General features: G+C 65.1%; 14 protein-coding genes. 6 read left to right on the top strand and 8 right to left on the bottom strand.

The genetic code is table 11. The features are described 5' to 3' along the window. Positions 1-30: 30 nt before the first annotated feature. A complete protein-coding gene (locus tag AC6IY7_RS02015) occupies positions 31-1194 on the bottom strand; it encodes an LptF/LptG family permease (protein ID WP_497781347.1) in 1164 nt (387 codons plus the stop codon). Between the two features lie 156 nt (positions 1195-1350). After that, positions 1351-2250, bottom strand: a complete 900-nt coding sequence (locus AC6IY7_RS02010) for a hypothetical protein (protein ID WP_497781346.1) — start codon at positions 2248-2250, stop codon at positions 1351-1353. Between the two features lie 157 nt (positions 2251-2407). On the opposite strand from AC6IY7_RS02010, the gene AC6IY7_RS02005 reads away from it, so the two are divergent. Both AC6IY7_RS02005 and AC6IY7_RS02000 read left to right on the top strand, forming a co-directional pair. Further along, a complete protein-coding gene (locus tag AC6IY7_RS02005; protein WP_497781345.1) occupies positions 2408-3595 on the top strand; it encodes a glycosyltransferase in 1188 nt (395 codons plus the stop codon). A 14-nt stretch (positions 3596-3609) separates the two neighbouring features. Beyond that, entirely contained in the window at positions 3610-4857 is a 1248-nt protein-coding gene (locus AC6IY7_RS02000) for a glycosyltransferase (protein WP_497781344.1), read from the top strand. A gap of 18 nt (positions 4858-4875) precedes the next feature. Here the strand turns inward: AC6IY7_RS02000 and AC6IY7_RS01995 are convergent, their stop codons facing one another. Further along, on the bottom strand, positions 4876-5892 hold the full coding sequence (locus tag AC6IY7_RS01995) for a patatin-like phospholipase family protein (protein ID WP_497781343.1): 1017 nt from the start codon (positions 5890-5892) through the stop codon (positions 4876-4878). Positions 5893-6016: 124 nt separating this feature from the next. Here AC6IY7_RS01995 and AC6IY7_RS01990 point away from each other — a divergent pair, with 124 nt between their 5' ends. From AC6IY7_RS01990 to AC6IY7_RS01975, 4 genes are all read left to right on the top strand, one after another. Then, positions 6017-6298: a type II toxin-antitoxin system ParD family antitoxin gene (locus AC6IY7_RS01990; RefSeq protein ID WP_497781342.1), complete on the top strand. Its 282-nt coding sequence runs from the start codon at positions 6017-6019 to the stop codon at positions 6296-6298. Beyond that, positions 6295-6639, top strand: coding sequence for a type II toxin-antitoxin system RelE/ParE family toxin (locus AC6IY7_RS01985; RefSeq protein ID WP_497781341.1), 345 nt, complete (start codon positions 6295-6297; stop codon positions 6637-6639). The genes AC6IY7_RS01990 and AC6IY7_RS01985 overlap by 4 nt, the downstream gene beginning before the upstream one ends. A gap of 99 nt (positions 6640-6738) precedes the next feature. Beyond that, complete coding sequence (gene hrcA, locus AC6IY7_RS01980; RefSeq protein WP_497781340.1) at positions 6739-7827, top strand: heat-inducible transcriptional repressor HrcA; 1089 nt, start codon at positions 6739-6741, stop codon at positions 7825-7827. 135 nt (positions 7828-7962) lie between these two features. After that, positions 7963-8676: a methyltransferase gene (locus AC6IY7_RS01975; protein ID WP_497781339.1), complete on the top strand. Its 714-nt coding sequence runs from the start codon at positions 7963-7965 to the stop codon at positions 8674-8676. A 93-nt stretch (positions 8677-8769) separates the two neighbouring features. On the opposite strand, the gene AC6IY7_RS01970 is transcribed toward AC6IY7_RS01975, so the two are convergent. The 5 genes from AC6IY7_RS01970 to AC6IY7_RS01950 form a co-directional block, all read right to left on the bottom strand. Further along, on the bottom strand, positions 8770-10272 hold the full coding sequence (locus AC6IY7_RS01970) for an ammonium transporter (protein WP_497781338.1): 1503 nt from the start codon (positions 10270-10272) through the stop codon (positions 8770-8772). Positions 10273-10303: 31 nt separating this feature from the next. Beyond that, positions 10304-10642, bottom strand: a complete 339-nt coding sequence (locus AC6IY7_RS01965) for a P-II family nitrogen regulator (protein ID WP_003610684.1) — start codon at positions 10640-10642, stop codon at positions 10304-10306. Between the two features lie 326 nt (positions 10643-10968). Next, positions 10969-11856, bottom strand: coding sequence for an acyl-CoA thioesterase (locus AC6IY7_RS01960; protein WP_497781337.1), 888 nt, complete (start codon positions 11854-11856; stop codon positions 10969-10971). Between the two features lie 6 nt (positions 11857-11862). Beyond that, positions 11863-12093: a Trm112 family protein gene (locus AC6IY7_RS01955; protein ID WP_497781336.1), complete on the bottom strand. Its 231-nt coding sequence runs from the start codon at positions 12091-12093 to the stop codon at positions 11863-11865. Between the two features lie 56 nt (positions 12094-12149). Next, the gene (locus tag AC6IY7_RS01950; protein ID WP_497781335.1) at positions 12150-12818 is read right to left on the bottom strand and encodes an LON peptidase substrate-binding domain-containing protein; all 669 of its coding nucleotides are present in this window, start codon (positions 12816-12818) and stop codon (positions 12150-12152) included. Positions 12819-12822: the final 4 nt, after the last annotated feature.

Genomic DNA, 12822 nt, shown 5'->3' with positions numbered 1-12822 from the left:
AAGGTGGAAGGAGCGCGAGCCCCGCTCTTTTCAGGCCGCTAGGCTCTGCGGCTCTGTCGCGAGCGCCTCATAGTCCGACAGTCGCCGCATCGGGCTCGTGCTCATATTGCGGCGGAAAATCAGCAGAATCGACACGCCGACTTCGAGCGCCGCCAGCGCCGCGAGCAGAAAGGCGAAGCGCGCATCGGCGCGCAGCATCGATTCGAGCGCCACCAGAAAGAAAATATGCGCCGCCGGAATGGCGATGATGACCAGGGAGCTGAGGCCGCCGCGTCGTCCGGTGACATTGCCGAAGGTCAGCACCAGCGCCATCGCCAATAGCGTATGAGCGATGGCGAGCAGCGGCACGCCGAAGCGCTTGGCCGCCTCGGCCATCCATTCGCCGGCCTGGCGCCGGTCGAGCCGGGCGACCTGCCAATTGGCGATGAACTCCGGCATCGTCAGCTCATAGACGCCGCGCCAATTGCGTGGCGGCAGCGCCTCGCTGCCCTGCATCGGCAGCGCCATGGCGTATTCGTCGAAATTGGCGATGCGCACTTCATCCGTGTCGAAGGGCTTGGTCTGTATGCTGCCGTTGGACAGCGCCACGATGACGCCCGAGGGCTGGCGACGGAATTCGGCGCGCGCCGCGGTGATCGTCTCCTCCTGGCGCTTCTCGATCGATATCTGCCGCACGAAGAGATTGACGGCGATGTCCGGCGTCTCCCAGCGCTGCAGATAGAGCGTCTTCACGCCATTGTCGAAAGTGTAGAAATGCGCCGCGTCCAGCATGCGGTGGTTCAGCGAATTGCGCACCACATTGATGACGTCCTGCAAGCCGCTGGCGTAATAGGGCGCGACGAGATTGGCGAGCCCATAGCCGAGGACGACGAGCGCGCCGGCGCAGACGATCGCCGGCCGACAGACCGACCACACAGAGAGCCGCAGCGCATAGAGCACGGCGATCATGCCCTCATTGGACATGCGCGCGAATTCGAGCGCCGTGGCGACGCCGATCGCCATGGGCAGAGTGATGAAGCCGACCGTCGGCATTGTGCCGATCAGCGCCGGAACCAGCAGGCCGGCGCGAATCGCCGCCGGCGTCAGCGTGTAGAGCAGATAGGAGAGCACGACCGGCACGATGAGCGCGAGCTGGACGACGAGCGTGCTGAACAGGATTCGCCGGGCGAGATAGAGGAATAAGAGGCGAGGCATGAGTCCTGTTCCGCGCGTCGAGAGCAAGTCGCTTGCTCTCGTTTTCCGAACCGGCGCGAATCGCTCGACCGATCCCGGTCGAGCGGCAAGCGCGCTAGAGCGACCTTCCCGAGAGGAAGGCCGCCGCCGCACGCTAGTCTCATAGCGGAATTCGTCCTATTTGCGAAATCTCGCCCAGGCGGCTTTGGAAAACTCCTTCCAGGCGGCGTCGAAAACGCCCGTCGAGGGCAAAGCGGTCGCTCCCGCCCAATGGGCGAAATAGATTTCCTTGCCGTCCGGATCGAGCGGCTTGCCGTCGGAAAAGGTGATTCCCGGCGCCTTGTAGAAGCTCTCATGCGAGGCGCGCTCGACGCAATGCGGCAAAAGCGTGATGGCCAGCCCGCGCCTATGGGTCACGAAATTGACCAGCGGCTGGGCGAAAAGCTGCCCGCGCTTGCGCACCTCATGGAAGATTTTGGCGTCGTCGCGAATCGTCTCGATGAAGTGCTCGAGCTTCAGATATTTGTTCGATGTGACCCAGAAGCCGTCATTGAACAGCAGCGCGTCGCGCAGGAAGGGGTAGTTCGCGCGCTTCTCGTTATAGACATATTCGAAGCTCGGCGAGGCGACGATGAACTCCGTCTTCTCGGCCTCGAGCCGCCCGAAGAGGGGCGCGAAATCACGAAACAGCACGACATCCACATCGACATAGGCGACCTCGTCGAGCGGCAGAGCGAGCGCTTGCAGCTTACGCAGGCGGCGGCGATTGCCGTTGAAGGGGCCGGGATAGAGCTCCGCCGCGAGTCGGTCGATCGCCTCGGGAACCTCCTCGATGAAATGCGCGCCATAGATTTCCGCCGCGCGGCGCGTCTGCGCGACATTCTCGTCATAGGGAACGAGATAGAGCGGCAGATGGGCGTTCGTCTGGGCGTAGCTCTCGAGGAAGGGGAGCAGCCAGTCGATGATTTTGTCATTGCCGACGATGGCGACGCCATAGCGCTTGCCCGGAGCGGCTCCACTCTGGTCGGGGGCGGCGCGTAGCGGGGAAAAATCTGGATTTGCGGGTCGAAGGCTCATATACCCCATCTACTTGGAAACGCCGCCGCAGGGCAAGCGGCCGGGCGCACAGGGGCTCAGGCCGGAAGACCGAACGCAACGGGAGACGCCGATAAAGTCCCTTGTTTCCAATGATGTTTCAGCCGATGAGCGGCCGCTCGCCGGTAAAACGGTCGCAGTGGTCCATGCGGCCTGGCATTCCTGCGGCAGCTATCAGGTCAATGTCGGCCAGCTCGAGGCCTATCGCGCGCTCGGCGCGCGGACGATCTCGATCGCGCTGATGGACGCGCCGGCCCCGCCGCCGCCCGAGGGCGCGCGCTGGCAGGCCTATCTCGCCGCCTCCGCCGATCTGCCGGCGGACAGGCGCTATTTCTGTGGTCCGAGCCGATGGGCCGGGCTCGCGCCTTCCTTCCTCGCTCACGCCTGGTGGCGGCTGATCCATGGCGATCAGGCGACCTGGCTCGTCGAGCTCGCCAAGATCGCCGCCCTGCCGCCGGGCCTCGCAGACGAACATATCGATCTCGTCCACGCCAATCATTACTTCACTCTGCCATTCGTTGCTCGATTGCTTCGCGGGCGAAATGTTCCGGTCATGGTCGAGACGCAGGACATACAGGCGCGTCAGTATATTCTGCGCAATCAGGGCGGATTCTTCGTGCCTCCCTATGCGACCTATGACGACATGCTGTCGATCGAGCTCGAGTGGATGCGCGCCGCGGACCTCTGCATACATCTCAACGAGGAGGAGCGGGCCGAATTCGCCCGGCTGCTGCCGCAGGCGCGGCACCGCCTCATCTATCCCGCCATAGCGCCGGTTCCCTGTGGGCCGGGCGGCGACCGCATCGTCATCGTCGCCAGCGACAATTACGCGAATTTCGTCAGCCTGCGCTGGTTCCTGCGTGAGGTCGCGCCGCTCGCGCCGGGAGTCGAGGTGGAGATCTACGGCAATATCGACGCCGGGGTGAGGAGCCGCGACAAGGCGCTCTATGACGCCAATCGGCGGCGCTTCAAGGGCCGCGTCGACGATATCGGCGCCGTTTATGCGCAGACCGCCTGCGTGCTGCTGCCGACGATCGAGGGGCATGGCCTCTCGGTCAAGGCGGTGGAGGCGACGGCGAGCGGCGCGCCGCTCATCGCCACGCGCCGGGCGTTTCGCGGCATGGCCATCGATCCCGAGCGGCTGAGCAATGTGACGCTCGCCGACGAGGCGGGTGATTTCGCCGCCGCTTTGCGTGACGCCGGCCGTCGCCGCGACGCGGGCGCGCGCGCCCAATCGGATACGCGACGTCTCTATGACGAGATGTTCAGTTCCGACGCCTATGCGCGCGCCTTGCGCGAGGCGGCTGCGCCATTGCTCGCGCAATGAACGCAACTCCTGCAATGAACTCTCCTCCCGTTCTTCCGCTCGCTGGCCGCAATGTCGCTATCGTGCATCCGGCCTGGCATTCCTGCGGCACTTATCGGGTCGTGCTGGGGCAGGTCGCCGCCTATCGCGCGCTCGGCGCGCACGTCGCGCCGGTCGCGATCTGCGATATGCCGGGCTTCACGCCGGATCGCGCCTGGCGCTGGCGTTCTTTCGTCGAGGCGACGCCTGAGCTGTCGCAGGGCGAGCGCTGGTTCGGCGGCGCGCCGTTTCACGCTTTCGCGGCGCCGCGCTTTTTGCGCGACGTGCTGTGGCCCTTTCTGCATGGCGATCAGGCGGTCATTCGCGCTGGCGTCGCCGAGCGCGCGGAGCTGGCGCTGGGCCTCACCGATCGCCGCTTCGATCTCGTCCATTGCAATCATTTCTTCCTGATGTCGGTAGCGAAGCGCCTCGCGCGCGGCGCGCCCATCCTGCTCGACAGCCATGATCTGCAGGCGCGCCAATTCGCGCTGATGAATGAGCACGCGCCCTGGCTGCCGCCGCGCGTGACCTATGAGCAAATGCTCGTCCGCGAGCTCGAGCTGATGCGCGGCGCCGATCTGCTGCTGCATCTCAATGCGCAGGAATATGATGATTTCCGCGCGCTGCTGCCGGAGAAGGAGCATGCGCTGCTCTATCCGAGCGCGCCGGAGGCGCCGCTCGGCCCCGGCGGCGAGGATATTCTGCTGGTCGCGAGCAACAATAGCGCCAATGTCGACAGCGTCTGCTGGTTCCTGCGCGAGGTTCTCGCCGGCGCGCAGATTCCGCATTTGCGCATCGTCGGTAATGTCGACGCCGGCGTGAAGGCGCGCGAGCCCGCGCTCTACGCCGCTCATCGCGCTTCCTTCGTCGGCCGCGTCGACGATCCCGGCGCCGCTTATGCGACCGCGCGTCTCGTGCTGCTGCCGACGATCAGCGGCCATGGCCTCTCGATCAAGACGGTGGAGGCTCTGGCGAGCGGCCTGCCGCTCATCACGACGAGCCACGCATTTCGAGGCATGCGCGTCGATCCGGCGAGCTTTTCCGATATGATCGTCGCCGACAGCGCCGCGGATTTCGCGCATGCGCTACGCGCCGCCGCGGCGGAGATACGCGTCCCAGATAGGGCGCAGCGCGCGGCGAGCGACATGCGGCGCTTCTATGACGCGCATTTCTCGCTCGACGCCTATCGCGCCAATCTCGCGGCGCTGGCGCCGCCGCTCATCGGCGCCGCTATGCGCGCCTGAAGGCGCGCATTCGACTCGTCAAACATAATCCAGCAGGCGCGCGAGATCGAAGCTCGAGCGCTTCCCCAGATCGTCGCCATTGCGATCGAGAAAATCCTGCGCGCGGCGCCGGCCCTCCTCGCGCAGCATGAGCAGGAAATCCCATTCCGCGATGAGCTTGGAGGAGGCGGACAGCTCCGCCGCCATATCCGTCGCAATGGCGTGAATGCGCATGGAGGCCCAGCGCGCGCCCTCGCTATGGCCGGGGTCGGCGACCTGCCGCAGCAGCGCGATCATGCGCAGCTCTTTGAGCAATGGCGAGTTGAAGGAAATCTCGTTCAGCCGGTTCAATATGTCGATCGCGCTGCGCGGCGTCTCCTTGCGCTCGATCGGGTTGATCTGCACCAATATCGTGTCCTGCGACGCGCATTCGCGCACCAGCGGCGTGATCGTCGGATTGCCGGCGTAGCCGCCGTCCCAATAGGCTTCCCCGTCGATCTCGATCGCCTGGAACATGGTCGGCAGACAGGCCGAGGCGAGCAGCGCCTCGGCGGAGAGATCGGCGTTGCGGAACACGCGCGCGCGGCCGGTGCGCACATTGGTCGCGGTCACGAAGAGTTTGATCGGCGATTTGGCGATGCGTTCGAAATCGATGGTCTCGCGCAATATGTCGCGCAGCGGATTGGCGCCGGCGGGATTGAGGTCATAGGGCGAGACCAGCCGCGAGGTCATGTCCATGGCGAGAAAGGCCGGCGAATTGTCCAGCGTCCAGCGGCCGAGCGCCATATCCAGAGGGGTGCGCTGCAGCGGGCTGAAGCGGGCCGCGCCGGCGACGCGCCGCCAAAAGCTCTCCATCGCCGCGCGTGCGCCCTCGGCGCCGTCCAGCGAAAAGCCGTGGATGAGCGCCGCGGCGTTCATCGCGCCGGCCGAGGTGCCGGAGACCCCGTCTATGCGCAGCCACGGCTCCTCGATCAGCCGATCGAGAACGCCCCAGGTGAAGGCCCCATGCGCGCCGCCGCCCTGCAACGCCAGATCGACGAGGATTTCGTTTCGCATCGCGCTTGCCCCACCCAAAATCATATCCAGGAGACATAGGGCGTCGGCTTCGCTCGCCATCCCGCGCGGCTCGCGCTGGCATTATATGCCAATTCGGGCTAGGATTTGAAAGAAGGAGCCGCATATGCCGACCCGCAATGTCGTCCTCACCGAGAGGCAGGAAAGCCTGATCGAGGCGCTCGTCCAGAGCGGGCGCTATCAGAATGCGAGCGAGGTGCTTCGGGAAGGCTTGCGGCTCGTCGAGAGCCATGAGATCGAGGAAGCGCGCAAGCTCGAAGCGCTGCGCAGCGCGGCGCGAGACGGCGCTTCGGCTTTCGACCGGGCCGAGTTCAAAGAATTCGCCGACGCCTCCTCGCTTCTCGCGCATCTCGACGCGCTCGCCGCCTCCGGGGCCTCGGAAAAGTGACAGAGGCGCCTTGGCGCATCCGCCTCGGCGCCGAGGCGGAACGCGATTTTCTGCGCATCCTGCAATATACGGCCGAAACCTTCGGGCCGCGCCAGACCGAAATCTACAAAGCGACGCTCATGGACGCCCTCGCCGAGCTGACCCAAGGGCCAAATGTGGCGGGAAGCATGGCGCGGGACGAAATCCTCCCCGGTCTTCGCACGCTCCATGTCGCTCGGCATGGCCGCCGCGGGCGGCATTTCGTCATGTATCGCGCGGCGGAGGGGAGGGTTCTCGAAGTGCTGCGCATCCTGCATGACGCCATGGAGCTCGCCCGGCATATTCCGCCCGATATCGGTTGACGCTGTGGCCAGCGCGGCGAGGAGCGCTTATCTGAAGGCCCTTCGCTCCTTCACGCAGACCGGGCTTGACCCGCGCCGCCGAGGCGCCATTCTCCTGTCATGATCCGCATGGGCCATCCAATCCCCCCGCAGCCGGGCGCGAGCTTCGCCAATCTCGGCGATCGGCCGCGCGAAATCTTTCGCCAGATCGTCGACACTTATCTGTCGAGCGGCGATCCTGTCGGCTCGCGCCAGCTCTCGCGGCTGCTGCCCATGGCGCTGTCGCCGGCCTCCGTGCGCAATGTGATGCAGGATTTGGAGGAGCTCGGCCTCGTCTATGCGCCGCACACCAGCGCCGGCCGCATGCCCACCGAGCTCGGCCTGCGCTTTTTTGTCGATTCGCTGCTGCAGATCGGCGACGTCGCCGAGGACGAGCGCGCACAGATCGAGGCGCAGGTCGAGGCCGCCTCCAAGGACCATGACCTCGAGGGCGTGCTGGCCGAGGCGACGACCATGCTCTCCGGCCTCACCCGCGGCGCCGCGGTCGTCGTGACCAGCAAGGACAATGCGCGCCTGAAGCAGATCGAATTCGTGCGATTGGAGCCGGAGCGCGCGCTCGCCATTCTCGTCGGCGAGGACGGCTCGGTCGAAAATCGCGTGCTGCAAGTGCCGCGCGACCTGCCCGCCTCCTCGCTGATCGAGGCGGCCAATTATCTCAACGCCCGCATTCGCGGCCTCACGCTCGGCCAGGTTCGATCGGAGATAGAGGACGCGCGCAAGGCGGCGCAGAACGAGCTCGACGAATTGACGGCGCGGCTCGTCGACGCCGGGCTCGCGAGCTGGGGCGGCGCGGCGACGGAGCATCGCCAACTCATCGTGCGCGGTCAGGCCAATCTGCTCGAGGATCTGACGGCGATGGCCGATCTCGATCGCATCCGCCTGCTGTTCTGCGATCTCGAGACCAAGACCGAGGTCATCGATCTTCTGGAGCGCGCCGAGACGGGGGAGGGCGTGCGCATTTTCATCGGCTCGGAGAATCGCCTGTTCTCGCTCTCCGGCTCCTCGATGATCGCCGCGCCATTGCGCGACGGCAATAAGCGCATCGTCGGCGCGCTCGGCATCATCGGCCCGACGCGGCTCAATTACGCGCGCATCGTGCCCATGGTGGATTATACGGCGAAAGTGGTGGCGCGCGTCGTGGGCGGTTAGAGTGTTTTCGAGCGAAGTGGGAACCGGTTCGCGTGAAGAAAACACGACCGAACAGGGAAATCCAGAGTCATTCCGGTTCAATCTGAACCGGAATGACTCTGGCGCTCGCGCGTCCATTTCGGATCGGAGATTTTCATGCTTCAGTCCCGCGACGCATTCGATGCGGCGGAGCATTTCGACGAGATTTCGGCGACACGATACGATCGCAGAATTCGATCGTTCTGCCCGAGCTACGACGCGCTGCACCACATGACGGCGGCTTGGTTCGAGCGTCTGCCGGAGCGAACCGAATTTCTGTCGGCCGGCGCGGGGACGGGAGCGGAAGTTCTCGCTCTCGGTCGCCGCTTCCCCTTGTGGCGCTTCACCGCCGTCGATGTCTCGCGCGACATGTCGAACGCTTGCCGTGATCGCGTCGCCGCGGCCGGAATGGCGGATCGGGCCGCCTGCTTCCATGGACCATTGCAGGAGTTTCGATCGGCGACGCCATTCGATGCGGCTTCGTCCATATTCGTCTCGCATTTCATCGCGGGGCGTAACGAGAAGCTCGCCTATTTCCGCGCCGTCTCGTCCCTTCTGAAACCCGGAGCGGCCTTCGTTCTCGCCGATCTTTTCGGCGATAGAGCATCGCGCGAGTTCGGCTCTCTGCTGGAAGCCTGGCTCACGTCCTACGCGTCTCGAGGCGTCGAAACGCGGGAGTTGGAGAAGGACCGCGCTCATATCGACCATGACGTCGCTTTCGTTTCCGAGAGCGAATTGCTCGATTTGCTGAATGAAGCGGGATTCGACGCGCCCATCCGCTTCTATCAGACATTCCTTTTCGGCGGCTGGGTGATGACGAAACGATCGTGAGCGCAAAAGCGTCGGCGCGCGGCGGCGCACAAAGAAAAACGGCGCCCCAGAGGGACGCCGTTTCCGTTTTCCGCAGATGAGCGGCTGCGCTCATTAGTTGTAGGCGCGCTCGCCGTGCTCGGCGATGTCGAGGCCTTCGCGCTCCTGGTCCGGGGCGACGCGCAGGCCGATCACCACATCGACGATCTTGTAGAGGATCGCCGAGCCGATGCCCGAGTAGAGGATGGTCGCGCCGACGGCGGTCGCCTGCGAGATCATCTGTTGCGCCATGTCGTATTTGCCGGCGAAATTCTCGCCGATGTTGGTGTAGTCGGTGATGCCGACGCCGCCGAGGTCCGGGCTCACCAGAATGCCCGTGGCCAGAGCGCCGGTGATGCCGCCGATCGCATGCACGCCGAACACGTCGAGCGAGTCGTCATAGCCGAAGAAGTTCTTCACCTTGGACACGAAGAACAGGCTGATCGGCGAGACGATGAAGCCGAGCGCGATGGAGCCGATCGGACCCGCGAAGCCCGAAGCCGGCGTCACCGCGACGAGGCCGGCGACCGCGCCCGAGATGAGGCCGAGCAGCGAGGGCTTGCCCTTCAGCGCCCATTCCGCCAGCAGCCAGGAGAGCGCCGCCGCGGCGGTCGCCACCATGGTGTTGACGAAGGCGAGCGCCGTCGTGCCATTGGCCTCGAGGTTGGAGCCGGCGTTGAAGCCGAACCAGCCCACCCACAGCAGCGAAGCGCCGACCATGGACAGCGTCAGCGAGTGAGGCGGCAACGCCTCCTTGCCGTAGCCGATGCGCTTGCCGAGCATCAGCGCGCCGACGAAGCCCGCTATGCCTGCGTTGATGTGGACGACGGTGCCGCCCGCGAAGTCCAGCGCGCCCACGCCCTTCATCCAGGGCGCGAGGCCGCCGGCGATCCAGCCGACCGAGGCCGTGAGGCTGTCGATCTCGCCTTGAGCCGCGGTCTTGGCTTCATCCGTGGTCGCAGCGGCGAGCTTGGTCGCCGCGTCCACGATAGCGTTGGGATCGGCGACGCCCCACACCCAATGGGCGATCGGGAAGTAGATGATCGTCACCCACAGCAGCACGAACACGAAGGCCGCCGAGAATTTGATGCGCTCGGCGAAGGCGCCGATGATCAGCGCCGGCGTGATCATGGCGAAGGTCATTTGGAACACGAAATAAGCGTATTCCGGAATGACATGGCCGGGCGTGAAGGTCGGCGCGTTGGAGGAGGCGTCCACGCCCTTCAGGAACAGCTTGCCCAAGCCGCCGATATAGGCGTTGAGCGAGCCGCCGTCGCCGAAGGCGAGCGAATAGCCGTAGAGCGTCCAGACGACGCCGACCAGCGCGACGATGGCGAAGGTCTGCGTGAGCACAGAAAGCATGTTCTTCGAGCGCACCAGGCCGCCATAGAAGAGCGCGAGGCCGGGGATGGACATCATCAGCACCAGCGCCGAGGAAATGAGCACCCAGGCCGTGTCGCCAGGATTGGGCGTCGGCGCATTGCCGGCGGCGAGGGCGGGATCGGCGAGGCCCACGGCGATCGCCGCGCCGACGAGGATCGAAGCCACAGACAGGCTCCGAGGCAGACGAAGTCTCATTGGGAACTCCTGGTGATTTTTCATTTGGGGGTCAGAGCGCGTCGGCGTCGCGCTCGCCGGTGCGGATGCGGATCGTCTGCTCGAGGGGAAGAACGAAAATCTTGCCGTCGCCGATCTGCCCGGTATGGGCGGCGGTCGTGATCGCTTCGATGGCCTTGGCGACGAGTTCCGACGTCACCGCGACCTCGATTTTCAGCTTCGGCAGGAAGCTCACGGCGTATTCCGCGCCGCGGTAGATCTCGGTGTGGCCCTTCTGACGCCCGTATCCCTTGACTTCTGTCACGGTGAGACCGTGGACGCCGATGTTCGTCAGCGCGTCTCGGACCTCATCGAGCTTGAAGGGCTTGATGATCGCTGTCACGATTTTCATCTGCCTATCCTGTTGTTCTGGACCTTCATGGCTGTGCGGCTCGTCCTGCGAGACAGCGCCCAATGTGGCGAGGGCCATGATGAGCACCGTTGTGCTCAGGCCGTGAGCTTTCAAATGCCGTGCCAGCCCTCGCGCCGTCTCGCGGACAGACACAAAGCAGAAAAGAACAGCAAATAAAATCAAATCCGTGGCGAAGCGCCGCAGGAAGCCGGGGGCGTGTAGTGGAGCGCAGGACAAGGGTTTGCCGCCCCGCGCCGTCACTGCGGCTCAGCAGGTGGGTGAAAGAAAAGGCGCCTGGAAAAAGGCGGCAGGCGCCTATTAAATGATCAGCGTTCTGCTCGAGATTCGAGTGAATGATCGCGGATGAGGCCTTCCTGCGCGACCGAGGCGATCAGACGTCCGTCCATGGAGAAAATCATGCCCCGCGCGAGCGTGCGCGCGCCGGCGGCGGTCGGGCTGTCCTGCGTGTAGAGCAGCCATTCGTCGACGCGGAACGGCCGATGAAACCACAGGGCGTGATCCAGGCTCGCGACCTGCAGCCGCTCGTCGAAAATCGAGAGGCCATGCACGACGAGTGCGGTGTTCAGCAGCGTCATGTCCGAAAGATAGGCGAGCAGGGCCTGATGCGTCGCCAAATCGTCGCCGACGCGATCGACGACCCGGAACCAGATATATTGCCGCACGTCCGCCGTCGCCGTGTTCAATAAATAAGCGCGTGGATCGACGACGCGTATATCCACGGCCGGCGATCCGGCGAGGCATTTCGCCGCGTCGAGCGGCAGGAAATCGGCGAAGCGCTCGGCCAGCGCATTTTTCGTCGGCAGGCTCTCGGGATCGGGAGCGGCCGGCGCGGGAAAAGCGTGCTCCAGGCCGGGCTCGTCGATCTGAAACGACGCCTCCATGGAGAAGATCTCGCGCCCCCGCTGCCGCGCCACGCAACGTCGCGTCGTGAAGCTCTTGCCGTCGCGCAGGCGCTCGACCGAAAAATCGATCGGCGCCCCGGGATCGCCGGGCAGGATGAAATAGGCGTGCAGCGAATGGGTGGGTCGGTCGGACGGAACGGTCCTCTGCGCGGCGACGAGCGCCTGCGCCACGACCTGCCCGCCATAGACGCGGGGGCTGCGGGATCTGCTATAGCCGCGGAAGGCGTCTTCGCCGATGGGCTCGAGATCGAGCAGCGCGACCAGCTCTTGCGTGGGGCGGGGGGCGTCCATGCGGGTTCAGTCGACCGGCCGCGCCTCCTCCGGCAGCATGATGGGGATGCCGTCGCGGATCGGATAGGCGAGCCGCGCGGAGCGGGAGATCAGCTCCTGGCGCTCGGCGTCATATTCGAGCGTCGATTTGGTGAGCGGGCAGACCAGAATCTCCAACAGGCGAGGATCGACCTTCGTCGCTGCGGAGGCGGGGACCTCCTCGCCCTCCGGCGCGGACTTCTCGGATTTGTCGTTCATCGGAGCGCCTTTCTGTAGGTCAGAAGCGGAACATGCCGCAGCGGCGGAAATAATCTCTAATGAAATTGTGGCGGATCGTCGCTGTTCTGCGCCAGATCGAGCTCGGCCAGCGCGACGAGAATCTCGGCGCGCGAGCGCAAATCGACCGCCTCGAGCAGCGCTTGCTTCTCGCTCGAGCCGAAGGGGCTCATCATCGCGAGCGCATTGACCAGCGCCTCGTTGGGAGCGGCGTCTATGCTGGTCCAGTCGACGTCGAGCTGCGAGCCGTCGGCGAATTCGCGCAGCATGCGGATCATTCCGGCGCGGTCGACGTCGTCCTCGCCGGCGCCGGGCTCGAGATCGACGAGGAAATCGTCATAGCTGACCCGGCAGGTCCGATAGGCCAGCGTCGTCGGCACTTCTTCCTCTATGCGGAAGCGCGCAATGCCGGTGAGGGAGATGAGATAGCGGCCGTCGCCGGTCTCGGAGAAGCGCGTGATGCGTCCGGCGCAGCCGATGCGATGCAGGACGGGGGTCGGCTCGCGCTCGTCCTGGCCGGGCAGCGGCTGGATCATGCCGATGACGCGCTGCGAGGCGATGGCGTCGTCGACCATCGCCAGATAGCGCGGCTCGAATATGTTGAGCGGCAGCTCGCCGCGCGGCAGCAGCAGCGCGCGGGTGAGCGGAAACACGGGAACGACGTTGGGCAACGCGTTCGGATCTCTATAGGGTTGATTGACGCTCATGTCG

It is taken from the genome of Methylosinus sp. is20ea (genome assembly GCF_059718135.1).
This window is presented reverse-complemented; position numbering and strand designations above follow the sequence as displayed.